Here is a 24316-nt window from a genome sequence, read left to right as displayed (position 1 = left end):
TAAAAGAAACGCCCTACACATTTGGTTTGTTTTATTCGTTCAGTTTTCAAAGGTCTACATTGTTTGTCGCTTTGTTTCAGCAACTTTTATATCTTAACAAATTTAAAAGTTAATGTCAACAACTTTTTAAAACTTTTTTGAAGAAGTTTTTTTAAAATCGCCATTACTGCTTGATGCGACTTTGTTATCTTAACTTATAAATATTTTTTTGTCAACATTTATTTTAGGTGTTCCGAAAAGTTTTTAAAATGTTAAGTCACTGTTTCAGAACATAGAACAATATATCAGTTTTAAGCTGATTGGTCAACAAAAACAACGCAATTTTATTCACTTTTCTCAAACACGATGAATAAATATAATTTATGTTTTTTTGTTCGTTTTTTTTGAAAAATACTAGTGTAAATTAAGTTTAAAATCGAATTTTTTGGTATTTTATTTTTGATTTTTCATTAACTCGTAGCGTTGTTTTTCGCCTTCTATAGATTTCTTTGGTAAAATGAGGCGTAGTACCATTTATTTATACGGACGGAGGAACACCATATGAAAGTATTAGTTGCAGATGACGATAAAGAAATTGTCGAACTATTAAGTATTTACTTGCATAATGAAGGCTATGAGGTTATTAAAGCCTATGATGGAAAAGAGGCTTTGAGTAAACTTAGAACAGCGAATGATATCGACTTACTTCTATTAGATATTATGATGCCAGTGATGGATGGTATGCAAGTCGTGAAAGAACTTAGAAAAGAATCTCAAATCCCGATTATCATGTTAACCGCAAAAACTACCGACATGGATAAAATCAAAGGACTAGTCGCTGGGGCTGATGATTATGTTACAAAACCATTTAATCCTTTAGAAGTGATGGCTCGAGTAAAATCTTTATTGCGTCGTACAAAGATGCAAGTAGCCGAAGATCAACCAGATATTTTAGAAATCCAATCATTGATCATCAATAAGGATTCTCATGAAGTTAAAACAATAGATGGAAAAGAGATCCAATTGACGGCTTTAGAATTTGGAATTTTGTATTTATTAGCCAGCCACCCTAACCGTGTTTTCAGTGCTGATGAAATTTTTGAACGTGTGTGGAAACAAGAAAGTATTGTATCTGCTAAAACAGTTATGGTACATGTAAGTCATCTACGGGATAAAATCGAAGAAGCTACAAATGGAGAAAAAGTGATCCAAACGGTTTGGGGTGTGGGTTATAAGATTGATGCAAAATAAAATCGAGAAAAAAAAAGAATCACTCTTACATCAAAGGAAGTCAGTGAATTAATTGCGGAAGGAATCGTTACCGTTATCTTGTTGCTTCTATTAAATGTTGCAATTATGGTTCTTTTTAGCCAAATGCTAAATAATTCGCCTGACTTATCCGATGCTATCTACCGATCAAAAAATATTTTTGCTAACAATTTAGGTAGTGATATTTTTTGGAGTGGACGCAATTTTGTTATTCCCTTTTTCATTGTAATTGATGCCTTAATTATTTTTTGGCGGTTGATTCGTCGTTATCGTCAAATGCAGCTACGACATATTATTAACGAATTGCACTACATTGCTAACGGTAACTATGATTACCGGATTCCTTTTGAGCTTCGTGGCGACCTTAGTAAAGTCGTTGATAGCATTAATGGATTAGTTGACAGCACTGTTGCTGCCATTGAAGATGAACGAGCGATTGAAAAATCAAAAGATGAATTAATTACCAATGTCAGTCATGATATACGTACCCCATTGACTTCAATCATTGGCTATTTAGGGCTAATTGAAGATGGACAGTATCAAAACCCTGATGAAATACTTAAATATACTAGTATTGCCTATAATAAGGCTAAACAGATGAAGTCGCTAGTCGAAGATCTTTTTGAATACTCTAAAGTCCGGCAGCCGTCTGTCCCTGTGAATACCGTTTCTTTTGATATGGTTCAGTTATTAGAACAGTTAGCGGCTGACTTTGAATTAGAAGCAAAAAAAAAGAATATCCAAATATTAGTTGAGACCCAAGAGCCACATTTAATCATGGATGGTGACACAGAAAAGTTAGTCCGTGTCTTCAATAATTTGATTACAAATGCGTTCAAATACGGGACGGATGCCGATAAAATCTTGATTGAAATCGAAAAAACTAAGAATGAAGCTGTGGTAACAGTTAGAAACAACGGTAAAGAAATCCCCCGTGAAGCGTTAGATCAATTATTTGATCGCTTTTATCGGGTCGACGAATCTCGTTCTCAAGAAATTAGCGGTACCGGGTTAGGTTTGGCTATTGCTCAAAATATTATCAATCTACATGGTGGCTATATCTATGCACAGTCTAATAAAGAGTGGACCTCTTTTATCATTCACTTGCCACTGTATAAAAACCAAGTGAAGACCATTCCAGATAATCATTGACTTTAATTTTTTGATTGCTTATACTAAGCTTAATAAGAAATGCAGGAAACCAAGTACTTACGTTTGTTTTTTTAGAGAGTTGATGGCTGGTGAGAATCAACAAAACAACCTAAGGAAATCCAGTTTCATAATCTGCGTTTTTCGAAAGAAGAACCGGGTGACGTCGATAATCGTCTTTCAAGTGCAGCTACTATGCTGAATTTGGGTGGTACCGCGAAATTCAACACTGTTTCGTCCCTATTTACGGGATGAGACGGTGTTTTTTTATTTTAAAGGAGGAAATAATATGCTAGATGTAAAAATGATTCGTAACAATTTTACCGAAGTAAAAGACAAATTAGTCACACGTGGTGTTAAAGAAGAAATTTTAAAACGCTTCTTAGAACTAGACGAACAACGTCGTCAATTATTAGTTAAAACAGAAGAGTTAAAAAAATATCGGAATGATGTATCAAATGAAATTGCACAATTAAAGCGTGAAAAAAATGATGCGGCTGATAAAATTGCTGAAATGAAAGAAGTCGGCGTCAAAATTAAAGATTTTGATGCACAAGTGGCTACTATTGATGCACAGTTAACTGAAATTGCTACAACTTTACCTAATCTTCCTCATGATTCTGTTCCTGTCGGCGCTGATGAAGATGATAACGTAGAAGTCCGTCGTTGGAGTACACCACGCGAATTTGATTTTGAACCTCGCCCACATTGGGAAGTAGCTGAAGACCTAGATATTCTAGACTTTGAGCGTGGGGCAAAAGTTTCCGGTAGCCGCTTTGTTTATTACAAAGGTTTGGGTGCTCGATTAGAACGGGCTGTTTACAACTTTATGCTAGATGAACATATCTACGAACAAGGTTATACAGAAATGATTACTCCTTACTTGGTAAACAGCAAATCAATGTTTGGCACAGGTCAATTTCCTAAATTTAAAGAAGATGTCTTTCAAATAGAAGGTCGCGATCTAACGTTGATTCCAACTGCTGAAGTGCCATTGACCAATTATTATGCTGATGAAATCTTAGAAGGAAAAGATCTACCAATTTACTTCACTGCCCTTTCACCATCTTTCCGTTCTGAAGCTGGAAGTGCCGGTCGCGATACTCGTGGATTGATTCGTCTGCATCAATTCCACAAAGTAGAAATGGTAAAATTCAGCAACAAAGAAAATTCTTATGATGAATTAGAAAAAATGACGAACAACGCTGAAACAATCCTACAAAAATTAGGCTTACCATACCGTGTAATCACTTTATGTACTGGAGATATGGGCTTCTCTGCTGCTAAAACGTATGATATCGAAGTCTGGGTGCCGGCGCAAAACACCTACCGTGAAATCAGTTCATGCTCTAACTGTGAAGATTTCCAAGCACGTCGAGCAATGATTCGTTACCGCGATGAAGATGGAAAAGTACAATACGCCCATACTTTAAATGGCTCTGGTTTAGCTGTTGGTCGTACTGTCACTGCTATTCTAGAAAATTATCAAAACGAAGATGGAACAGTTACAATTCCGGATGCTTTAGTTCCTTATATGGGTAATGAAAAAGTTATTAAAAAGACTAACTAAGAATCACTACTTTTACTTTGATTTATAGTAAAGAAAAAAGACAGTCAACTGACTGTCTTTTTTTGCTTTTATTGTTCTACCGAATAGTTTGGTGCTTCTTTCGTGATTTGAACATCATGTGGATGAGATTCTTTCAAACCATTGCCACTCATTTGAACAAATTGTGCATTCTCACGTAAGCTTTCCAAGTTGGCTGCTCCAACATAACCCATACCAGCTTTCAGTCCGCCGATCATTTGGAAAATGATATCTGCCGCAGTCCCTTTATAGGCTACACGACCTTCAATTCCTTCAGGAACTAATTTATTCGCTTCGTTGACCCCACTTTGGAAGTAACGATCACTCGAACCTTTTTCCATCGCGCCCAGTGAACCCATACCTCGGTATGTTTTAAAGCGACGACCTTGATAGATTTCAAACTCACCCGGAGATTCGTCTGTTCCAGCTAACATTGAGCCTAGCATAACTGCATAACCACCTGCTGCTAAAGCTTTAACGATATCGCCAGAATACTTAATCCCACCATCAGCAATAATTGCTTTTCCATATTGACGAGCAACAGAAGCAGCATCATAAATCGCTGTTAATTGAGGAACACCGACCCCAGCAACTACACGTGTCGTACAGATAGATCCTGGTCCAATACCTACTTTAACTACATCGACACCAGCATCGTATAAAGCTTTGGCACCCTCAGCAGTTGCGATATTTCCAGCAATCAAAGTCGCCTCTGGGAAGGTTTCGCGAATTTCACGAATTTTCCGTAAAACACCTGCACTATGACCATGAGCAGTATCGATCACGATTGCATCAGCCCCAGCTTCTAACAAAGCTTCTGAACGTTCAAAAGTATCACTCGTCACACCAACTGCTGCAGCCACTAACAAACGGCCATGTTCATCTTTCGCAGCATTGGGGAATTCAATCACTTTTTCGATGTCTTTGATCGTAATCAAGCCACTTAAACGACCTTCTTCATCTACGATTGGTAATTTTTCAATTTTATGTTTTTGAAGAATTTTTTCTGCATCTTTCAGTTTTGTTCCAACGGGAGCAGTTACTAAACCGTCTTTAGTCATTACTTCATCAATCGACATTTCATAGTCTGTCACAAAACGCATATCGCGATTTGTAATGATGCCTACTAATTTACGATTTTCTAATGTTTCAACGATAGGCACACCACTGATACGGTAGCGGGCCATTAATTTTTCTGCATCTTGGACTTTATGTTCCGGAGTTAAGAAAAACGGATCAATAATGACACCACTCTCTGACCGTTTTACTTTACGAACCTCATCTGCTTGGGCAGCGATACTCATATTTTTATGGATAACTCCAAGACCACCTTGACGGGCCATCGCAATCGCCATTTTACTATCTGTTACAGTATCCATACTTGCACTCATTAACGGAATGTTCAATTTGATATTTTTAGCCAGTTGCACACTCATATCCACATCATTTGGCAATACGTGACTCTCAGCTGGAATCAATAATACATCATCAAACGTCAAACCTTTTTTCGCAAATTTCGTTTCCCAATTAGACATTGTTCGTTACCACTCCTCAGAATTATTTTTAATAAAAAACTTAACAGAATGGCTGATTTAAGTCAATAACTTACGTTTAAATCCTCATCTAACCCTTATTTAATTATTAAGGAACCATGTTTTGATAATTGATTCAGATATCTCTGTTTCACTCTCAATAATTTGATAAGTGACATCCTCGGTCTCTATATCTCGAATCAAATAAAATCCTGCTCGATTTTTAAAGTCATCTAAATGAATAACAAGATAGCGATCAGCAATTTTTTCAATACTTTTGAATGTATCGCGCAAAATAAGTTTAGCCTGATGGATATTTTCTTGACGTTCACATGCTTTTGTTACTGCTACTGTCAACGTATACCCTTCATCTAAAAAAAGTTTGATCATTTCTACTTTAACAACCATCGGTAACTTAAATTTACGATTTCCACTTTTTTCACCCGTTGAATGAATGTATCCCTTTTGTTCCCAATAGCGAATCTGACGTGGAGAAACACCCGTCATTTTACTTAATTCACTAATTCCTACTACGAATTCATCACTTTCTATGAGATGTTGGACTTTATTTTTCTTCAAGACAGATCCCTCTCTTCATCAAATAATTATACTTTCGTTGACGTTTATGTCAAGTAAGTTGACAAAAAATAAAAACAGCGGTAAAGTAGCTATCGGACATTCGTTGTTTCAGAAAATTTCAAAAAAAGAAAGAAGGCGTTAGATCGTGAGTAATAAACAAACGGTCGATATTTACGGTAAGCCTTACAACCGTTCCTTACTAGTCGCTGTGCTATTAATCGGAACCTTCTGTACAGTGCTCAACCAAACACTATTAACAACAGCATTTCCAACTCTAATGAGAGCTTTTGATATATCTGCTTCTAGCGTTCAATGGCTGACTACTGGATTTTTATTGGTAAATGGGATCATGATTCCCATCAGTGCCTGGTTAATCAATAAATTCAGTTCAAAACGTCTCTATATTACTGCTATGATCATCTTTTTGATTGGTACGATCACTTGTTTTGTAGCACCAAATTTTTCTACTTTATTAATTGGACGTTTAGTACAAGCAGCAGGTGTTGGGATCTCAATGCCACTTCTACAAAATATTATGCTTTCTATCTTCCCGCCTGAAAAACGCGGAGCAGCTATGGGTATGGCTGGTGTAGTTATCGGATTAGCTCCCGCATTAGGGCCTACTCTTTCAGGTTGGATCATCGACAATTATACTTGGCGTGATCTTTTCGGTATGGTTATTCCGATTGTAGTCCTAGTATTGGTTCTAGCTGCTTTCTTAATGAAAAGCGTTATCCAATTATCTAATCCAAGTATCGATGTACTTTCTGCTTTCTTATCGACTGCAGGTTTCGGTAGCTTGCTTTATGGCTTCTCTTCAGTCGGTAATGACGGTTGGGGTAGCGTGAAAGTAATCAGCTTCCTAATTGTTGGGATCGTCGTAATTGGTTTATTCGTATGGCGCCAACTACATTTAGAACATCCTTTCTTAGAGTTACGCGTATTCAAGTCTCCAGTATTTACAATTGCCGCGATCTTAAGTGGTGTTGTAAACATGGCAATGGTTGGAGCTGAAATGGTTTTACCATTATATATTCAAAACATTCGTGGCGAATCAGCTTTCCATTCTGGCTTAATGTTATTACCAGGTGCTTTAGTTATGGGGCTTATGATGCCGATTACTGGTGCAATTTTTGATAAACATGGGGCAAAACGTTTGGCAATCGGCGGTATGTTGATTTTAACTGCTGCTACTCTACCTTTTGCATTCTTAACAAAAGATACACCAGTAACAATGATCGTTATCCTATATGCTATTCGTATGTTTGGTATTTCAATGGTCATGATGCCAGTCACAACTTCAGGTATGAACGCTTTACCAATGAACTTAATCAGTCACGGTACTGCTGTAAATAACACTTTCCGTCAAGTTGCTAGTTCTATCGGTACAGCCATTCTAATTAGCGTGTTAACTAATGTTACAAAAGATAATCTGCCAAAAGCAAGTTTATTAAAGGAATTACCTTTAACCTATAAAGATCAAGCTATTAATGCTACTCTATCTGGTTACCATGCAGCTTTTTATGTAGCTGTCATCTTTAGTATTATTGGATTCTTTATCACCTTCTTCTTAAAGGCGAATAAAAAAGTTGAAGGAGGCGTTGCAAAATGATTTTTGCCGTAACAATTATTAGTGTTTTAGCATTTGCTTTAACCAATATATTTGCGAAAAAAATGTGGCATACTGCTCTTTCAATTATTTTTGCGCTACTTTTTATTGTTAGTTTATGTCTAATTACTGCTAATGACCATTACCACTATGGGATGAAAAAAGTAACTGATACAACCACTCAAGCTCTAACTTCAAGTGCTGATAATAAAAATATGAATATGTTACTTTATCAACCATTAGGTAATGGTACTGAAAAAGTTTATATCTATAAAACAAATGAAGCTCAGAAAAAAGCAAAAACAACTGGGACTGAGCATGTAACAAATGTGGTCAAAGAAAATCAAACAAAAACACAATTAGAAACTAAAAAGACTTATTGGGTTTATAAAAATGATACTGCTAAATTATGGTTTAGTCTTTCTAGCAAAGATCGTCAGCTAGTTAAAGAAAAAAATACTTTTAGCGTTGAAAAAGATTGGGTCGTTTTAAGTACGACACAAGCAAAAAAACTCGCTAAATTAGCAGAAGATCAAAAAGCTACGATGGAAACAGAAGCTAAAGCTTATGTTCAAGAACAAGTGAAAGCTGCTATGATGAAAAATCCTAAAATGGATCAAGCCGAACAACAAAAAGTGATCAAACAAGCTACTGCTGAATATCAACAACAAGCAATGGCTAAGATGATTGCCCAAGCAAAAAAATAAAAAAATAAGGGTCTTCTCGTAATGAGGAGACCCTTATTTTTTATTTACGTGGAGCAGTTGCTAAGCTACTGATAATTCCAAATCGTTTCTTCAAGTAATAACGAGCAGCTAATGCCAATGCCGACAACACTACTAACACCATTGGATCAAGAATCGGGTTTAATGACTGTGGCAACAACGCCGCGCCATTGAAGACCAAGAACCATACGAGTGTCACTGAACCTAACATAACGATCGTTTTCCATGTTTTTGGTTTCTTTGATTTGTCTGCACCTGGTTGTTCATATTGATAAACAAACAAATACATCATATAAAAGACTAGACCACCAACAGCTGAGGCAATAACCAAAGCGGTCAAACCATAAGTTACCGCTTGTGTTCCACGTGGAACAAATAATCCCATAATCCCTGAAACGATCCCTAATAAACCAAACAACAATAAGAAGTTATCTAACCACATTAAAGAAGCAGTAGAAGATTTCTTTTGTTCTACAGGTTTATCGACGATGTATTCTAATCGTTCTGAGACAGTCCCAAATAATTGACGAGCCGTCTTTCCTGTCTTTTGCTCCTCAACTAATGTCGGAAGCATTTCATTTAAAGCAAGCGTCATCTGTTCATTTGATAAATTTGCCGCTCTTAACGCTTTTTTTAAGTCAAAAATATATTGTTCATTTCGTTTAGTCAATTTCTCTTCAAGTTGATCATTCTCTAAACTCAAAGCTTGCAACTTTTCTAACTCCATCTTATTTCCTCCCTAAACGTTGAAACGGAATAACATTACATCGCCGTCTTGAACAACATAATCTTTTCCTTCCAGTCTTACACGTCCAGCTTCTTTTGCTGCGTGCATACTGCCATATTTATTTAAGTCTTCAAAAGAAACAGTTTCTGCACGAATGAATCCGCGCTCAAAATCAGTATGAATGATCCCCGCTGCTTGAGGAGCCTTCATCCCTTTGCGGAATGTCCAAGCACGAACTTCTTGTTCACCTGCAGTGAAGTAAGTAGCCAAACCTAAGAGATCATAAGCTGTACGAATCAATTGATCTAAGCCTGATTCTTCAATTCCCATTGCTTCTAAGAATTCAGCCTTGTCCTCTTCTTCTAATTCAGCAATCTCTTCTTCTGCTTCTGCGCACACAACGATCACTTCTGAGTGTTCACTTGCTGCAAAGTTACGAACAGTTTGAACATAGTTGTTGCTTTCAGGATTGGCTACAGTATCTTCATCTACATTAGCTACGTATAAAACAGGTTTGCTTGTTAACAGGAACAGACCTTTGACAATTTGTTGTTCATCTTCTGTAAATTCAATCGTGCGAGCAGATTGGCCTTCTTCTAACACAGGTTTTAATTTATCTAAAACTGCTAGTTCAGCGACTGCATTTTTTTCTTTCGTTCTTGCAACTTTTGCCACGCGATTATAACGTTTATTTACAGAGTCTAAATCAGCTAAAACTAATTCTAAATTGATCGTTTCGATGTCTTCTAACGGGTCCACACGACCTTCTACGTGTGTAATGTTTTCATTATCGAAACAACGAACAACATGACAAATAGCATCAACTTGTCGAATATGACTTAAGAATTGGTTCCCTAAACCTTCACCTTTGCTAGCACCTTTGACGATTCCAGCAATATCAGTAAATTCAAAAGTAGTTGGAACTGTTTTTTTAGGTTGAACTAGCTCTGTCAAACGTTCTAAACGCCAATCTGGAACTTCTACCATTCCTACATTGGGATCGATTGTAGCAAAGGGATAATTAGCAGCTTCTGCCCCCGCTTTAGTAATTGCATTAAACAAAGTTGACTTACCGACGTTTGGTAAACCTACGATTCCGGCTGTTAAGGCCATAATTTACTTCACTCTTTCTCTATTAATTTAGCTTATTCTTACGGCTAATCCTCTTTTTTAACAAGGACTTTTTTCATTTTTTTATCAAAATCACGACGTGTCATCATTACAATATGTCCGCAATTAACACACTTGATTTTTATATCAGCACCCATGCGAATAATTTCCCAGCGATTTGTCTGACAGGCATGAGGTTTTTTCATTTCTACGATATCACCTAAATCATACATCTGGTAAATCCTCCTCTAGCTCGTTATAGATCACAACAATCGAATTATAACATTGGATTGTATGTGATTAATTATTTTAAGACTCATCGAAATGGATATTTAAGATATCTAGGATACGTGTCAAATCAGAAGGCGACAAATATTCAATTGCAATTTTTCCTTTGCCGTCTTTTTCAACGATTTCGACACCCGTACCAAATTTATCCATTAATCGATCTTCGCTTTCTCTTAAGTAATAAGGTTTTTCCTTCGTCAAACGTGGACCTTTTTTCTTTTCCTTAGCTTTTCCTTCATTGTATTCACTAACGATTTGTTCTAATTGACGAACGGTTAGATTTTCTTTCACTGCTCGATTAGCTAATTTTAGAATTTGATCTTTTTTCTTTAATCCTAATAATGTACGGGCTTGTCCCATCGATAAACGTTCATCTTGGACCATTTCTTTTACCAATTTAGGTAACGTCAATAGGCGTAAATAATTCGCGATATAGGGACGGCTTTTTCCTAGTCGGTTCGCAACATCCGCCTGTGTCAATTTCAGATTTTTCATCAGCATCTCGTAAGCTTCAGCTTCTTCTAACGGATTTAAATCTTCTCGTTGCAAGTTTTCTAATACAGCAATCTGCATCATTGCTTCTTCATCAAATTCACGAATAATAGCTGGAACTGTTTCTTTACCCGCTAATTTAGAAGCTCTGAAACGTCGTTCACCCGCAATAAGCTCGTAACCTTTTACTGCTGATTTTCTAACAATGATCGGCTGAAAGACACCAGATTGTTCAATCGAATTCGCTAATTCTTGTAAGCTGTTTTCGTCAAAAGATTTACGTGGTTGGTACGGGTTAGGACGTAAATCACTCAACGGAAGCTCAACTACTTGATCTCGTTTTACATCAACCTCTTCGATCTCTGAAAGATCTTGAAATAAAGCATCAATTCCACGACCCAAACCTTTATTTTTGCTCACGAACTAACACTTCCTTTGCTAAAGCTTGATAGACTTCAGCACCTTTAGAGCGAGGATCATAATCTATGATCGGCTTGCCATGACTAGGCGCTTCAGATAAACGAACATTTCTAGGAATAATGGTATCATAAACTTTTTCTTGGAAATAACGTCGAACCTCTTCTACTACTTCTGCGCCAAGATTCGTACGCGCATCGAACATGGTCAACAATACGCCTTCAATTTCTAATTCTGGATTAAAATGTTTTTGAACTAAGCGAACGGTATTCAATAATTGGCTCAATCCTTCTAGTGCATAATACTCACACTGAACAGGGATCAAAATAGCATCACTGGCCGTAAAAGCATTGATAGTCAAATGTCCTAATGAAGGTGGACAATCAATCAAAATGAAATCATATTCATCGTTCACATCTTCTAATGCGCTTTTTAAACGTGACTCCCTCGCCATCATTGATGTTAGTTCAATCTCAGCACCTGCCAATTGTAATGTTGCCGGTACAATCGATAAATTTTCTCTTGTCGTTTCAAGGATTGTTTCTTTGATAGGAACTTCATTGACTAAAACGTCATAAATATCTTGTTTCACGTCTGGTTTACGTACGCCTAATCCGCTAGTAGCATTTCCTTGCGCGTCACTATCGATCAATAAGACTTTTTTACCGACATAAGCTAAACAAGCACCTAGGTTGACAGTAGTGGTGGTTTTACCCACACCGCCTTTTTGGTTTGCAACAGATATGATCCGTGCCATCTGATTTCCTCCTACTTCTTACTCATAAAATTTCCTTGATTATTTAGTAAAAATGAATAAATTTTCTATTATTTTAATGGTTGCTTATTAGGCAAACCTGGTTTACGAGGATATTTCTTTGGTGTCTCTTTTTTCTTCTGGATGGTGATAATATGACGAGTATCACCATTCGGTAATGAGACGTCTTCAGCTTGAATCAATTTTCCGCCTAACAATGCAATTGCTGGCTTGGCTTCGACTAATTCCTCATCACTTTTTGCTGCTTTTAAAGCAAAGAAATAACCATCTTTTTTTACTAACGGAACACAAAGTTCTGTTAATACATTCAGACGGGCAACAGCGCGAGCTGTCACAAAATCAAATGATTCACGATATTCTTTATTTTGTCCAAATGTTTCCGCACGATCATGATAAAGAGAAACACCTTTTAGTTCTAGTGCCTCAACTAATGTCGATAAAAACGTAATTCGTTTGTTTAAAGAATCAACAATCGTGATTTCCAAATCTGGAAAAACAATCTTTAATGGAATACTAGGGAATCCAGCCCCAGAACCGACATCACATAATTTGCCTTTGGGTTCAAACGTATCTGAAAAAGCCAAAGTAATCGAATCATAGAAGTGTTTCAAATAAACTTCTTGAAGTTCCGTGATGGCTGTAAGATTCATTTTTTGATTCCACTCAACTAATAATTCAAAATAAGTCGCAAATTGTTCCATCTGAAACTCCGAAAGCGGGAGTCCCAATTTCTCTAATTCAACTTGAAATTCTTCTGGTGTCATAAGAAATCCTTTCATTTTTGTGAAACAGAAAAATGTTTCACAGACTATCCTCTACTTTAACGCAAATTAGCGTTTCATGCAATGGCTTACGCATGTTTCACAAAGGGATTAAGAAAGAATTAATGCTAGATTTCTTATCATCAAGTTAAAGCAAAAAATCCAATTACATATAGGAGGTAATTAAAATATTTGCATATACAGGTATTTGAGAATACGAAACTTTTTATCGCACTGCTACTAATCAATTTGCCTAAACTACACCTATCATTTGTGATTAAAGTAATTTTAAAAAAAGCTTTAAAATAGGCGTTTTTTTTACCCATATGTTTAATTAGTGATTTTTTAACAATCAAAACATTAGAGAAAGCGCTTAGATTGTTACTTTTTGAACAAATTTTATTTTTTGTATTCAGTAATTAATTAGTGCCAAAGATATATACGTACAGTACAATAATAAAATATTCTATAGCAAATAGTTATAAAACCTAATTTGAAATCAGAGGTGTCTAAATGAATACCCTAACTATAAACGATGTAACTCTTGGAGAAGGATTACCTAAGATAATCGTTCCCTTGATAGCTGCGACTAAAAATCAGTTAATAAATGACGCAAAAGAAGTTTGTCAGTCAAATTGTGATCTTATAGAATGGCGAATTGATTTTTTTGAAGATGTAAAACAGCCGAAAATCGTTGCTAGCGTTTCTCATACTTTACGAAAAATAATCGACAAACCTTTACTTATAACTTTCCGTACCCATAAAGAAGGGGGAGAACTAGAATTAAGTAATGATGCGTATTTTGAGCTTTATCACGTGTTGATCAATGAGGGGGCAGCAGATTTGATTGATTTAGAGTTATTTATGCCTGCTGAAAACATAAAAAAGACAATAAACTTAGCACACGAAAAGAATATAAAAGTTATTTTATGCAATCATGATTTCGATAGTACCCCTTCAAAAGAAGAAATCATTTCTCGATTAAGACAGATGCAGGATAAAGGAGCAGATATTTGTAAAATAGCTGTTATGCCAAATACTAGAAAAGATGTTTTAACCTTATTAGATGCTACTCGTGACATGTTTGAAAATTATGCAAAATGTCCTTTAATCACTATGTCTATGGGCGATTTAGGAATGATTAGTCGTATTGCTGGGAATACATTTGGATCAGTAGCAACATTTGGTTCTATAAGGACTGCTTCTGCCCCAGGACAGATCCCTGTCACAGAATTGCGTAAGATATTGCAAACACTCGCTTTACCAACTGAAAAATCAGATATATGATTGTATAAAACGATTAAAATGTTTCACATGAAACACCTATTTTTAGTTTTTCCCGCTTGATAAAAATTTTTTCATTTAATTCTCTTGATATGAACTATCAGCTATACTAAAGCAAATCTATAACAAGGAGTGTCAAATGAAAAAAATAGTCATTTTGATTGCTTTTATTTTTCTATTTTTAACAGCTTTCCCTTCACATTCAACGGCAGTTGCTGGTGGCCATAGTGGAGGAAGTATCAGCCATGGTTCTAGCTCTCATGGTAGCAGAAGTACCAGTTTTGGAGGTTCCCGTCGATCAAAAACTTATTATTCAAGCGGCAGTAGTTTCCTTTCACCATTCCGAACCTTTTTTTTATATTTCCTTTTTATAGGAACTGTTGGCCTATCGTTAATTGGAAAAAAAGTACAATCTTATCGAGCAGCTACAACTGCTAAACAAGATTTTTTACTCTCTCTGCCTGGTAACAAACAAAAGAAACAACATTTGATTCAAGAAATCAAAAAAAATTTTTTAACCATTCAAAATGCTTGGAATCAGAGTAATTTAGCTATGGCCAAACATTGCTATAGTCCTACTCTTTATCAAAATCATTTAAGTATTTTAGAAACACAACAGAGTCAAGGGATTAGGAATCGAACAGAAAAGCTCACATTAAAGAAACTATCCAATTTTCGTCTTATCCACGAGGATAGTTTCTCAGTCCAACTTTATTTCACTTGTTTGGATTATGAAGAATTAGTGGACACAGGTAGAGTCATCTCGGGTAGCAATCGAAAAAAGCAAGCTTTCCTACAAACATGGTATTTTGATTATGATGCTATTGATGAATGTTGGAAAGCCGATTTTATCCAACCAATTAATTTGGATTAATTTAATAAAAAAAGCGGTCAGTCCCTAACATTTAATTAGGTACTGGCCGCTTTTTTCACTAAGAATTATACGTTTTCACTATCTACTTTAGCAATTTTTCCTTGTTCAATATAAACCATTAAAATACTGATATCCGCTGGATTTACTCCGCTGATACGACTAGCTTGAGCTATTGTTTCAGGTTGGATTTTTTGTAGTTTTTGTTTTGCTTCGGTTGCTAATCCATTGATAGCTGAATAATCGATTCGATCAGGAATACGTTTTGCTTCCATCCGTTTCAATTTTTCTACCTTTTCCATCGCTTTTTTGATGTAGCCTTCATATTTTATTTGAATCTCTACTTGTTCAATTTCTTTATTATCCAGTTCATTATTTTCAGGGATGAATTGCAGTAATTCTTGATAAGAAATTTCCGGACGCTTCAAGAAATCATTAGCTAAAACACCGTCTTTTAATTCTGCGCTATTTTTAGCTCGTAAGAAGCTTTGAACATCTTCGTTAGGTTTTATCCTAATTGTTTGTAATCGAGCCATCTCGGCTTCAATATGGCCTTTTTTGATTAGATATGCTTGATATTCTTCTTCTTCCACTAAACCAATCTTATGTCCGGTTTCTGTTAAACGCAAATCCGCATTATCATGACGCAAAATCAATCGGTATTCTGCTCTAGAAGTTAATAGACGATAAGGTTCATTAGTTCCTTTGGTTACTAAGTCATCGATCATAACACCAATATAGCCATCGCTACGTTTCATAATGAATGGTTCTTTTCCTTGGATTTTTAGAGCGGCATTAATTCCGGCCATCAATCCTTGACCTGCAGCTTCTTCATACCCACTAGTTCCGTTTGTTTGTCCTGCAGTATACAAATTTTCAATCACTTTTGTTTCAAGCGTTGGACGTAATTGATGTGGTGCGACCATATCATATTCAATAGCGTAGCCCGTACGCATCATCTCTGCGTTTTCTAGGCCTTCAATTGAGTGCAACACGTCATTTTGTACATCTTCTGGTAATGATGTAGACAATCCTTGAACATATACTTCTTCCGTATTCCGTCCTTCAGGTTCTAAAAATAATTGATGACGTTCTTTGTCTGCAAAACGAACAATCTTATCTTCGATCGATGGACAATAACGAGCACCGACTCCATCAACAATACCTGTAAACATTGGTGCACGATGAAGGTTATTTTGAATGATTTCATGACTTTTTAGATTTGTATAAGTTAGCCAGCAAGGAATTTGATCTTTCAAATACACGCTGTCCGGAGTTTGATAACTAAAGTGATTTGGCTTTTCATCGCCAGGTTGAATTTCTGTTTTATTATAATCAATCGACCCAGATTTTACTCGTGGTGGAGTACCCGTTTTAAAGCGATGAATTTCCAAGCCTAATTCTTGAAGATGATCCGCTAATTTGATTGAAGGTTGAGAGTTATTGGGACCTGATGAATATTTTAATTCTCCGATGATGATTTCACCTCGTAAAGCTGTTCCTGCAGTAATTATCACTGCTTGCGCGGAATAAACGGCTCCAGTTGAAGTGATAACCCCTTTACAAACACCATCCTCTACTACTAGACGATCCACTACACCTTGTTTTAAGGTTAAATTTTCTTCTTTTTCAATCGTATGTTTCATTTCCTCTGCATAAGCATGCTTGTCTGCTTGCGCTCTCAATGCACGGACGGCTGGGCCTTTACCCGTATTCAGCATTCTCATCTGAATATACGTTTTATCGATATTACGTCCCATTTCACCACCCAATGCATCAATTTCTCGTACTACAACGCCTTTAGCTGGTCCACCGATCGAAGGATTACACGGCATAAATGCAACCATGTCTAAATTAATCGTTATTAATAACGTTTTTTGTCCCATCCGCGCAGCTGCAAGAGCAGCTTCTGAACCGGCATGTCCGGCACCAACGACGATTACATCATAATTTCCTGCTTTGTATTCCATATTGTTGCTCCTCTTCTTCTATTTCCCTAGACAGAATTGACTGAATAATTGTGTGATCAATTCATCCTGAACACTATCTCCCACGATTTCTCCTAAATAATCCCAACAACGTGTCATATCAATTTGAACTAAATCGACAGGCATACCTGCTATGATGCCATTTCGAACCTCGCCCAATGATTGACCTGCTTTTTCAAGCAAGGCAATATGACGTGTATTAGAAACATAGGTTGCATCTTTTTCACCTGTTTGACCACCAAAAAATAGTTTCGCAATCGCTTCTTCTAATTGATCTAATCCCGCTTTTTCTAATACTGAGATTGCAAAAACTTCATCTCTGCCTAAATAGGCAGCTAAATCACTTTGAGAAAGCTGGCTTGGTAAATCAGTTTTATTAAGTAAAACAATCCGTTTCAAGCCATTCGTTGCCTCAAGTAATGCTTTGTCTTCTGCAGTCAATGCTTCGCTTTGATTTAAAACTAATAAAATTAAATCCGCTTCACTTAATGCTTTTCGACTACGCTCTACTCCGATTTTTTCAACAACATCATCTGTTTCACGGATTCCCGCTGTATCAATCAATTTTAGAGGCACACCGCGAACGTTCACATATTCCTCGATCACATCACGAGTCGTTCCAGCTATTTCGGTAACGATTGCTTTTTCTTCATGTAGTAGATAGTTCAATAAACTAGATTTTCCAACATTAGGACGACCTATAATCGCAGTGCTCAAACCCTCGCGTAAAATCTTTCCTTGTTTAGCATTCAATAATAAAGCATCGATCTGTTGACCCACTTGCTGCGCTTTTTCCAATAATAATTGAGTCGTTAATTCTTCGACGTCATCATATTCTGGATAGTCAATATTCACTTCGACTTGAGCAAGCGTTTGTAAAATTTCTTGACGCAAACTACGAATTAAGTGTGATAAATTCCCGTCTAATTGATTGATAGCGATATTCATTGCTTTATCTGTTTTTGCTCGAATAAGATCCATTACCGCTTCGGCTTGAGATAAATCTACTCGACCATTTAAAAAAGCACGTTTGGTAAATTCGCCTGGTTCAGCTAGACGTGCCCCCGAACGTAAAACCAATTGTAACAACTGATTGACTACTACGATTCCTCCATGACAGTTTATCTCAACGATGTCTTCACGGGTGAAGGTCTTGGGTGCACGCATTACGCTGACCATAACCTCATCAACAATTTGCTGATCGGAAGGATCAACAATATGTCCATAATGGATCGTATGTGACGAAACATCTACTAAACTTTTTTTTCCGCTGCGGTAAATGCTATCTGCAATTTGTACCGCTTGATCACCACTTAAGCGTACAATACTGATTGCACCCTCACCCGGCGGTGTTGAAATTGCTGCGATCGTATCAAATTCTAATGTGATCTCTGCCACTGTTATTCCTCCTATTAAATCCTTTTTGAACATAAAAAAAGTGCCTACTCCACCCCTTATCCTAAGGAGTAGATTGAGCACTTTGACTGCTTATTCTACAAAATTCTGGTGTTAGATTAGCATACTTTTCTCAACAATTCAAGCACACGTTTTGAAACCCTTGTATTTCCCAAATTTTAATGAAGAAAAAAAGAGTAAGCTTCACCTACTCTTTTTTTCTTCATTAAAAATATTTTTTAGCTGGTTCAACAACTAAATAGCGATACGGATCTTCTCCTTCAGAATGGGTTTTGATGTAATCATCTTTACTCAAAGCTGCGTGGATCATTTTCCGTTCAAAGGCAGGCATCGGCTCTAAAAAGACTGGACGACCTGTTTCTTTCACTTTTTCAGCAGTTCGTTTAGCCAATCGAGTCAATACTTCTTCTCGTTTTTGGCGATAGTTACCAACATTTACCACAACGGATAATTTTTCTTTGGCTACTCGATGCAAAAAAACTTGCGCTAAGTATTGTAAAGCATTTAAAATTTTTCCATGTTTTCCAATCAACATTCCTTGCTTGCTAGTTTCTAAATCCATTATAATCAAACCATTTGATTCATGTCGGATCTTAACAAGTGCGGGTACTCCCATTTCATTCGTAACATTGGTCAAATAAAGTGCTAGCTCTTTCACCGCTGCATCTCCATCCAAATCAACTAATAAATCCGTTGATTGAGCGGAATCAGTAGTTTCCGACACTTCAGCAAGCGGCTCTGGATCTACCGGAGTCTCTTCTGTCAATTCAGAAGTAACAATCGGTTCTTCTATTTCAATGGGGTCAATCGAAACACGTGCATCTTTTTTCCCCATACCTAAAAATCCCTTTTTAGCATCTGTCAAAATATCAATAGTAACTGCTTCTTTTTTCAACCCCAAGTCATTTAAACCTTGAGAAATGGCTTCATCAATTGTTGGCCCTTCATAAATAGGCATTTATTAAACCTCCTTACCTGTATTGAATGATTTTTTTTAATCATATAAATTAATAGTGAAATGTTTGAAAAACGGAGTGCTTTTAATTCTTGCGTTTTTTCTTTGGACGTTTAGCTTTTTCTAGTGCACGTTCTCTATCTCGGATTTGACGCGCTGCTTCCTCACGTTCGCGACGAATCTTAAATGGATTGTTGATCAATAATGTTTGGACAACTTGGAAAGCATTCGAGATCACCCAGTAAAGTGATAACCCACTAGCCAAATTTAAAGCCATTACAAAAATCATAACTGGCATTGCAAAATTCATGACTTTCATTGAAGCGTTTGATTCAATTTGACTCATGCTAGATAGATACGTACTTGCAAAAGTAAATACCGCGGCAAGAATCGGTAAAATAAAGTATGGATCAGATTGACTCAAATTCAACCATAAGAAATGACCTGAACGTAATTCAGGAATTCTTAAAATCGCTTGATACAAAGCCATCATTACTGGCATTTGTACTAACAGCGGCAAACAGCCCGCGTAAGGGTTAACATTATTTTCTGCGTAAAGTTTTTTCGTTTCTGCTTGAAGCTTTTGCTGTGTTTCTTGATCACGGGAACTGTACTGTTGTTGCAATGCCTTTAACTTAGGCTGCAACTCCTGTGTTTTTCGCATACTTTTGGTCTGGAAATGCATTAAAGGCATCAAAATTACTCGAATGATAATCGTAAATAAGATGATTCCTATTCCGACATTACCAAATGATAAGCCTTTGATTGCTTGACCGAAGTAATAAACGATGTAACGATCCCACACGCCCGTACTGTGTGCACTTACTTGGCTTGTTCCACAAGCAGACAACAAGAAGACTAAACTTAACAATCCTGTCATCAATAATATTCTTTTGTATTTCTTCACGTACTTCTGTTTCCTTCCTAACTCAGTATTTTTGCTAATTTTAAAACATGTAGTAGATTTGAACGCATTTCAGCATGAGGTAAGTCTTTTGTAGCTGGGCGAGCAATCACAATAAAATCAATTGGTGGTAATTCTGTTTTAAATTCTTGTAATACGGCACGTATTTGACGCTTTACGTAATTACGCATCACAGCGTTGCCCACTTTCTTCCCTACAGAAATCCCTACTCGAAAATGTTTTTGACCAGAAGGCTCTAGACGATAAACTACGAATTTTCGATTCGCAAAAGAAACACCTTCTTGAAACACCTTTTGAAATTCTCGTTCTTTTTTGACCCGATATTTTTTCTTCATCTAGTTTCCTTCGTTTCTTTTCAATCTATACCTGACAATAATACCATATTTCAAAATAAGGAATCATCCTTATTAGTAGAAAAATTCTTAAATTCTCTATTATTGGATACAAAAAAAACCACTGACCAGCAGTGGCTTAAGCAGCAAGTACTTTTCTTCCTTTACGACGACGGCTTGCTAATACGCGACGGCCGTTTTTAGTGCTCATACGTTTACGGAATCCATGAACTTTTTGACGTTTACGCTTATTTGGTTGATAAGTTCTTTTCATTTAAAATACACCTCCATAACTAACTTTACATAGACATACCTGAATATTATAACGACTCACACCCTATTTTGTCAATCATCAAATATAAAAAAGAAAATTCTTTATCCACAATTTTTGGGGATAAAGCAGACCTTGTTGTGCATAATAGTTTTCCACAAAAAAATGAACTCTATTTTTCCGCTTGTTTTTCCACAAAAAAAGGGTGGATGGAAAACTTATCAACAAGGTGGATAAGTTTTGTGTATAACTCACCTAAACCTTCTCATATCAACCCTTCATTTTTTAACCTTCTGTGCTTATTTCAGAGAAAATCTCTCCTTTTCAAAATTATACACAAGACTTGCGTGGTGACTTTTCCAGCGTGTGTATATTTTTCTGTATTTTTATACATTATGTGGAAAAGTAATTTATTTATTTTATTCTAAGTTAGGTTGTGGAAAACTTATTGAAAAAATGATAAAGTAAGGCTATCTGAAATTTATTAAATTAGGAGGCGAATTATTTGACCTCATTAGACAATTTCTGGCAGGAATTAAAGGACCGCTATAAAGCCGACCTTAATCCTGCCAGTTATGATGCTTGGGTAGGCACAGCTAAACCATTAGCTTTAACAAATAATCAGTTAACAATTGAAGTAACCAGCGATTTACATAAGCGCTATTGGGAAAAACATTTAGCTGCTAAAATTGTAGAAATAGGGTTTAAAGTCACAGGGGATGAGATCATGCCTGTATTTGTGACACCTGATGAGGCACCTGCAGTTAGTATTACAGAAAAAGAAGAAGCTCCTAAAGTAGAAGTTACCAAGCGAGCAATGCTCAATCCTAAATATACATTTGATACTTTTGTTATCGGAAAAGGTAACCAAATGGCACATGCAGCTGCTTTGGTGGTTGCTGAAGAACCAGGATCTATTTATAATCCACTTTTCTTTTATGGGGGAGTTGGCTTGGGGAAAACTCACTTGATGCACGCGATCGGCCATCAAATGTTAGAGATTAATCCTGATGCTAAAGTAAAATACGTTTCTAGTGAAACATTTGCAAATGATTTTATTAATTCGATCAAAAATAAAACTTCTGAGGAATTTCGTCAAGAATATCGCAAGGTTGATTTGCTTTTAGTCGATGATATTCAATTTTTTGCTGACAAAGAAGCTACACAAGAGGAGTTTTTCCATACATTTGAGAATCTATATAATGATAATAAACAAATCGTTTTAACCAGTGATCGTTTACCGAATGAAATTCCTAAACTTCAAGAACGCTTAGTTTCTCGTTTTGCTTGGGGCTTGTCTGTGGATATTACACCACCGGACCTTGAAACAAGAACAGCTATTTTACGAAAAAAAGCACAAGCAGAAAATTTAGAAATTCCAGACGATACATTGAGTTACATTGCAGGGCAAATTGATTCTAATATCCGAGAATTAGAAGGTGCACTTGTTAGAGTTCAAGCATTTGCTACTATGAATAATGCCGATATTACTACAAGTATTGCTGCAGATGCATTGAAGAGTTTGAAAGGCACAAGTAACTCACAACTAACGATCACTACGATCCAAGAAGAAGTAGCAAAATTTTATCATATCCAAGTAAAGGACTTAAAAGGGAAGAAGCGTGTCAAAGCAATCGTTGTGCCACGCCAAATTGCTATGTATCTTTCACGCGAAATGACTGAAAATTCGTTACCAAAAATTGGAGCCGAATTTGGCGGTAAAGATCACACGACCGTCATTCATGCTCACGAAAAAATTAGTCATCTAGTTAAAACCGATAGTAGCATGCAACAAGAAATATCAGAAATCAAGAATTTATTATTAGGTTAGTCTGTGGAAAAAGAGAAAAATAAAACACTATTTATCCACACTGTTTCCACAAGTGGAAAACTTATGATACCAATATTTACTTTCACTTTTCCACAAGATTAACAGGACCTACTACTTATACTACTTATATTACTTAACTAAATAAAAAGGAGTTTCACTATGAAATTTACAATTAATCGCGCTCGCTTCATTCAAGAATTGCAAACAGTACAACGTGCTATCTCTACTAAAACGACAATTCCAATTCTTACAGGAGTAAAAATTGAATTGAATAACGATGGTTTAAACTTAACAGGAAGTAACGCAGATATCTCAATCGAGACTTTTTTAGCCACAGATGACGAAAAAGCCGAACTTCAGATTGCAGAAATAGGAACTATCGTTTTACAAGCTCGCTTCTTTAGTGAAATCATTCGTCGTTTACCAGAATCAACGTTCACATTAGAAGTTCAAGAAAATCATCAAGTTTTGATTTCTTCCGGAGCTGCTCATTTTACGGTTAATGGGTTAGACGCAGATAATTATCCACATTTGCCGGTGGTGGAAGAACAAAATCAATTAAAAATCCCTGTCCACATGTTGACAAAATTGATTAGTGAAACAGTTTTTTCGGTTTCACAACATGAAAGTCGTCCAATCCTTACAGGGGTTCACTTTACAATGAATAATGGACAATTACTTGCAGTGGCGACAGATTCACATCGTTTAAGCCAACGTATTGTCCCAGTAGAGAATGCAAGTAAAGATTTTGATATTGTTATACCTGGTAAAAGTTTGGTTGAATTATCTCGTTCATTGTCTGATGAAGAGGCAGAAGTTGAGATTAGTATCATGGAAAATCAAGTATTGTTTAAAACACCAACGATGTATTTCTACTCTCGCTTACTAGAAGGAAATTATCCGGATACAAATCGTTTGATCCCAACAAGTTTTAATACAGAATTGGTATTTTCAGTTCCAACATTTTTAGCTGCAATTGAACGGGCATCATTATTGTCTCATGAAGGTCGAAATAATATTGTACGCTTAGCTATCAGTGATAATTCTGTTATTTTGTATGGTAATTCACCTGAAATTGGTAAAGTAGAAGAAGAATTAGTCTACGAACAAGTTAGTGGTGATCCTTTAGAAATTTCTTTCAACCCAGATTATATGAAAGATGCCTTACGAGCTTTTGGTGATATGAATATCAAAATACAATTTATTTCATCAATTCGTCCATTCACTTTGGAACCGAGTGAAGGAGATGTTTCCTTTATTCAATTGATCACACCAGTTCGTACAAATTAGAACGATGATCTATAAGTTTCATGAAAAGAATGAAAAATTATGTAAAAGTTAAATTTGCTGTAAAAGGTCTTAAAATCGATTTTAAGGCCTTTTACTTTTTTTTGAGTAATTTAAATAAAACCAGCTAAAACTTCTTATATCGTAAAATATAAC

23 protein-coding genes and 1 other annotated feature are annotated in these 24316 nt (G+C 36.2%); of the genes, 9 read left to right on the top strand and 14 right to left on the bottom strand.

The window, feature by feature from the left end; all coding sequences use genetic code 11:
- Nucleotides 1–540: 540 nt before the first annotated feature.
- The 3 genes from ACQKTA_RS08560 (at nt 541) to serS (ending at nt 3967) form a co-directional block, all read left to right on the top strand.
- Nucleotides 541–1230 carry a response regulator transcription factor gene (locus ACQKTA_RS08560; protein ID WP_332579949.1) on the top strand — a complete coding sequence of 230 codons (690 nt, stop codon included), beginning with the start codon at nt 541–543 and terminating at the stop codon, nt 1228–1230.
- Nucleotides 1231–1248: 18 nt separating this feature from the next.
- On the top strand, nt 1249–2400 hold the full coding sequence (locus ACQKTA_RS08555; RefSeq protein WP_427814533.1) for a sensor histidine kinase: 1152 nt from the start codon (nt 1249–1251) through the stop codon (nt 2398–2400).
- A 30-nt stretch (nt 2401–2430) separates the two neighbouring features.
- Nucleotides 2431–2642: a binding site (T-box leader), on the top strand.
- A gap of 44 nt (nt 2643–2686) precedes the next feature.
- Nucleotides 2687–3967: a serine--tRNA ligase gene (gene serS / locus ACQKTA_RS08550; RefSeq protein ID WP_427813441.1), complete on the top strand. Its 1281-nt coding sequence runs from the start codon at nt 2687–2689 to the stop codon at nt 3965–3967.
- A gap of 68 nt (nt 3968–4035) precedes the next feature.
- Here serS and guaB read toward each other — a convergent pair whose 3' ends face one another.
- Nucleotides 4036–5520 carry an IMP dehydrogenase gene (guaB, locus tag ACQKTA_RS08545; protein ID WP_427813440.1) on the bottom strand — a complete coding sequence of 495 codons (1485 nt, stop codon included), beginning with the start codon at nt 5518–5520 and terminating at the stop codon, nt 4036–4038.
- 99 nt (nt 5521–5619) lie between these two features.
- Entirely contained in the window at nt 5620–6096 is a 477-nt protein-coding gene (locus tag ACQKTA_RS08540; RefSeq protein WP_427813439.1) for a MerR family transcriptional regulator, read from the bottom strand.
- Between the two features lie 145 nt (nt 6097–6241).
- On the opposite strand from ACQKTA_RS08540, the gene ACQKTA_RS08535 reads away from it, so the two are divergent.
- Nucleotides 6242–7708: an MDR family MFS transporter gene (locus tag ACQKTA_RS08535; RefSeq protein WP_427813438.1), complete on the top strand. Its 1467-nt coding sequence runs from the start codon at nt 6242–6244 to the stop codon at nt 7706–7708.
- Entirely contained in the window at nt 7705–8412 is a 708-nt protein-coding gene (locus ACQKTA_RS08530) for a DUF4811 domain-containing protein (RefSeq protein WP_427813437.1), read from the top strand. Before ACQKTA_RS08535 ends, ACQKTA_RS08530 begins: the two co-directional genes overlap by 4 nt.
- A 40-nt stretch (nt 8413–8452) precedes the next feature.
- Here the strand turns inward: ACQKTA_RS08530 and ACQKTA_RS08525 are convergent, their stop codons facing one another.
- From ACQKTA_RS08525 to rsmG, 6 genes are all read right to left on the bottom strand, one after another.
- On the bottom strand, nt 8453–9157 hold the full coding sequence (locus ACQKTA_RS08525; RefSeq protein ID WP_407855141.1) for a DUF1129 domain-containing protein: 705 nt from the start codon (nt 9155–9157) through the stop codon (nt 8453–8455).
- A gap of 12 nt (nt 9158–9169) precedes the next feature.
- Complete coding sequence (gene ychF, locus ACQKTA_RS08520) at nt 9170–10270, bottom strand: redox-regulated ATPase YchF (protein ID WP_427813436.1); 1101 nt, start codon at nt 10268–10270, stop codon at nt 9170–9172.
- 44 nt (nt 10271–10314) lie between these two features.
- The gene (locus ACQKTA_RS08515) at nt 10315–10500 is read right to left on the bottom strand and encodes a DUF951 domain-containing protein (protein WP_407855140.1); all 186 of its coding nucleotides are present in this window, start codon (nt 10498–10500) and stop codon (nt 10315–10317) included.
- 76 nt (nt 10501–10576) lie between these two features.
- A complete protein-coding gene (locus ACQKTA_RS08510; RefSeq protein ID WP_427813435.1) occupies nt 10577–11467 on the bottom strand; it encodes a ParB/RepB/Spo0J family partition protein in 891 nt (296 codons plus the stop codon).
- Complete coding sequence (locus ACQKTA_RS08505; RefSeq protein WP_332579938.1) at nt 11454–12221, bottom strand: ParA family protein; 768 nt, start codon at nt 12219–12221, stop codon at nt 11454–11456. Before ACQKTA_RS08505 ends, ACQKTA_RS08510 begins: the two co-directional genes overlap by 14 nt.
- Before the next feature lie 68 nt (nt 12222–12289).
- On the bottom strand, nt 12290–13003 hold the full coding sequence (gene rsmG / locus ACQKTA_RS08500) for a 16S rRNA (guanine(527)-N(7))-methyltransferase RsmG (RefSeq protein ID WP_427814532.1): 714 nt from the start codon (nt 13001–13003) through the stop codon (nt 12290–12292).
- Nucleotides 13004–13513: 510 nt separating this feature from the next.
- On the opposite strand from rsmG, the gene aroD reads away from it, so the two are divergent.
- Nucleotides 13514–14287 (top strand): type I 3-dehydroquinate dehydratase, encoded by a 774-nt coding sequence (aroD, locus tag ACQKTA_RS08495; RefSeq protein WP_427813434.1) that lies wholly within the window; start codon nt 13514–13516, stop codon nt 14285–14287.
- 154 nt (nt 14288–14441) lie between these two features.
- Nucleotides 14442–15158, top strand: a complete 717-nt coding sequence (locus ACQKTA_RS08490; protein WP_427813433.1) for a hypothetical protein — start codon at nt 14442–14444, stop codon at nt 15156–15158.
- Between the two features lie 65 nt (nt 15159–15223).
- Here the strand turns inward: ACQKTA_RS08490 and mnmG are convergent, their stop codons facing one another.
- From mnmG to rpmH, 6 genes are all read right to left on the bottom strand, one after another.
- Nucleotides 15224–17125, bottom strand: coding sequence for a tRNA uridine-5-carboxymethylaminomethyl(34) synthesis enzyme MnmG (mnmG, locus tag ACQKTA_RS08485; protein WP_427813432.1), 1902 nt, complete (start codon nt 17123–17125; stop codon nt 15224–15226).
- Between the two features lie 18 nt (nt 17126–17143).
- Nucleotides 17144–18541 (bottom strand): tRNA uridine-5-carboxymethylaminomethyl(34) synthesis GTPase MnmE, encoded by a 1398-nt coding sequence (gene mnmE / locus ACQKTA_RS08480; protein WP_332579933.1) that lies wholly within the window; start codon nt 18539–18541, stop codon nt 17144–17146.
- A 223-nt stretch (nt 18542–18764) separates the two neighbouring features.
- Entirely contained in the window at nt 18765–19517 is a 753-nt protein-coding gene (gene jag, locus ACQKTA_RS08475) for an RNA-binding cell elongation regulator Jag/EloR (protein WP_427813431.1), read from the bottom strand.
- A gap of 82 nt (nt 19518–19599) precedes the next feature.
- On the bottom strand, nt 19600–20421 hold the full coding sequence (locus ACQKTA_RS08470; RefSeq protein ID WP_332579931.1) for a YidC/Oxa1 family membrane protein insertase: 822 nt from the start codon (nt 20419–20421) through the stop codon (nt 19600–19602).
- A 17-nt stretch (nt 20422–20438) separates the two neighbouring features.
- A complete protein-coding gene (gene rnpA, locus ACQKTA_RS08465) occupies nt 20439–20774 on the bottom strand; it encodes a ribonuclease P protein component (protein WP_332579930.1) in 336 nt (111 codons plus the stop codon).
- Nucleotides 20775–20910: 136 nt separating this feature from the next.
- Nucleotides 20911–21045: a 50S ribosomal protein L34 gene (rpmH, locus tag ACQKTA_RS08460; protein ID WP_006703104.1), complete on the bottom strand. Its 135-nt coding sequence runs from the start codon at nt 21043–21045 to the stop codon at nt 20911–20913.
- Between the two features lie 502 nt (nt 21046–21547).
- On the opposite strand from rpmH, the gene dnaA reads away from it, so the two are divergent.
- Nucleotides 21548–22873 (top strand): chromosomal replication initiator protein DnaA, encoded by a 1326-nt coding sequence (dnaA, locus tag ACQKTA_RS08455; RefSeq protein ID WP_332579929.1) that lies wholly within the window; start codon nt 21548–21550, stop codon nt 22871–22873.
- Nucleotides 22874–23032: 159 nt separating this feature from the next.
- Complete coding sequence (dnaN, locus tag ACQKTA_RS08450; protein ID WP_332579928.1) at nt 23033–24163, top strand: DNA polymerase III subunit beta; 1131 nt, start codon at nt 23033–23035, stop codon at nt 24161–24163.
- The last annotated feature ends 153 nt before the right edge of the window (nt 24164–24316 follow it).

Origin of the sequence: Enterococcus sp. 22-H-5-01 (assembly GCF_050310005.1) — a bacterium.
In the GTDB taxonomy this organism is placed as follows: domain Bacteria; phylum Bacillota; class Bacilli; order Lactobacillales; family Enterococcaceae; genus Enterococcus_A; species Enterococcus_A hailinensis.
The sequence above is the reverse complement of the archived record's forward strand: the minus strand, read 5'-3'. Positions and strand labels throughout refer to the sequence as shown.

What these genes read in the sequence shown, in the direction of transcription:
- ychF (WP_427813436.1), bottom strand. Translation starts at nt 10,270, where the DNA reads ATGGCCTTAACAGCCGGAATCGTAGGTTTACCAAACGTCGGTAAGTCA.
- dnaN (WP_332579928.1), top strand. Translation starts at nt 23,033, where the DNA reads ATGAAATTTACAATTAATCGCGCTCGCTTCATTCAAGAATTGCAAACA.
- aroD (WP_427813434.1), top strand. Translation starts at nt 13,514, where the DNA reads ATGAATACCCTAACTATAAACGATGTAACTCTTGGAGAAGGATTACCT.
- ACQKTA_RS08525 (WP_407855141.1), bottom strand. Translation starts at nt 9,157, where the DNA reads ATGGAGTTAGAAAAGTTGCAAGCTTTGAGTTTAGAGAATGATCAACTT.
- ACQKTA_RS08505 (WP_332579938.1), bottom strand. Translation starts at nt 12,221, where the DNA reads ATGGCACGGATCATATCTGTTGCAAACCAAAAAGGCGGTGTGGGTAAA.
- serS (WP_427813441.1), top strand. Translation starts at nt 2,687, where the DNA reads ATGCTAGATGTAAAAATGATTCGTAACAATTTTACCGAAGTAAAAGAC.
- ACQKTA_RS08560 (WP_332579949.1), top strand. Translation starts at nt 541, where the DNA reads ATGAAAGTATTAGTTGCAGATGACGATAAAGAAATTGTCGAACTATTA.
- ACQKTA_RS08530 (WP_427813437.1), top strand. Translation starts at nt 7,705, where the DNA reads ATGATTTTTGCCGTAACAATTATTAGTGTTTTAGCATTTGCTTTAACC.
- rnpA (WP_332579930.1), bottom strand. Translation starts at nt 20,774, where the DNA reads ATGAAGAAAAAATATCGGGTCAAAAAAGAACGAGAATTTCAAAAGGTG.
- rsmG (WP_427814532.1), bottom strand. Translation starts at nt 13,003, where the DNA reads ATGACACCAGAAGAATTTCAAGTTGAATTAGAGAAATTGGGACTCCCG.
- jag (WP_427813431.1), bottom strand. Translation starts at nt 19,517, where the DNA reads ATGCCTATTTATGAAGGGCCAACAATTGATGAAGCCATTTCTCAAGGT.
- mnmG (WP_427813432.1), bottom strand. Translation starts at nt 17,125, where the DNA reads ATGGAATACAAAGCAGGAAATTATGATGTAATCGTCGTTGGTGCCGGA.
- rpmH (WP_006703104.1), bottom strand. Translation starts at nt 21,045, where the DNA reads ATGAAAAGAACTTATCAACCAAATAAGCGTAAACGTCAAAAAGTTCAT.
- ACQKTA_RS08515 (WP_407855140.1), bottom strand. Translation starts at nt 10,500, where the DNA reads ATGTATGATTTAGGTGATATCGTAGAAATGAAAAAACCTCATGCCTGT.
- guaB (WP_427813440.1), bottom strand. Translation starts at nt 5,520, where the DNA reads ATGTCTAATTGGGAAACGAAATTTGCGAAAAAAGGTTTGACGTTTGAT.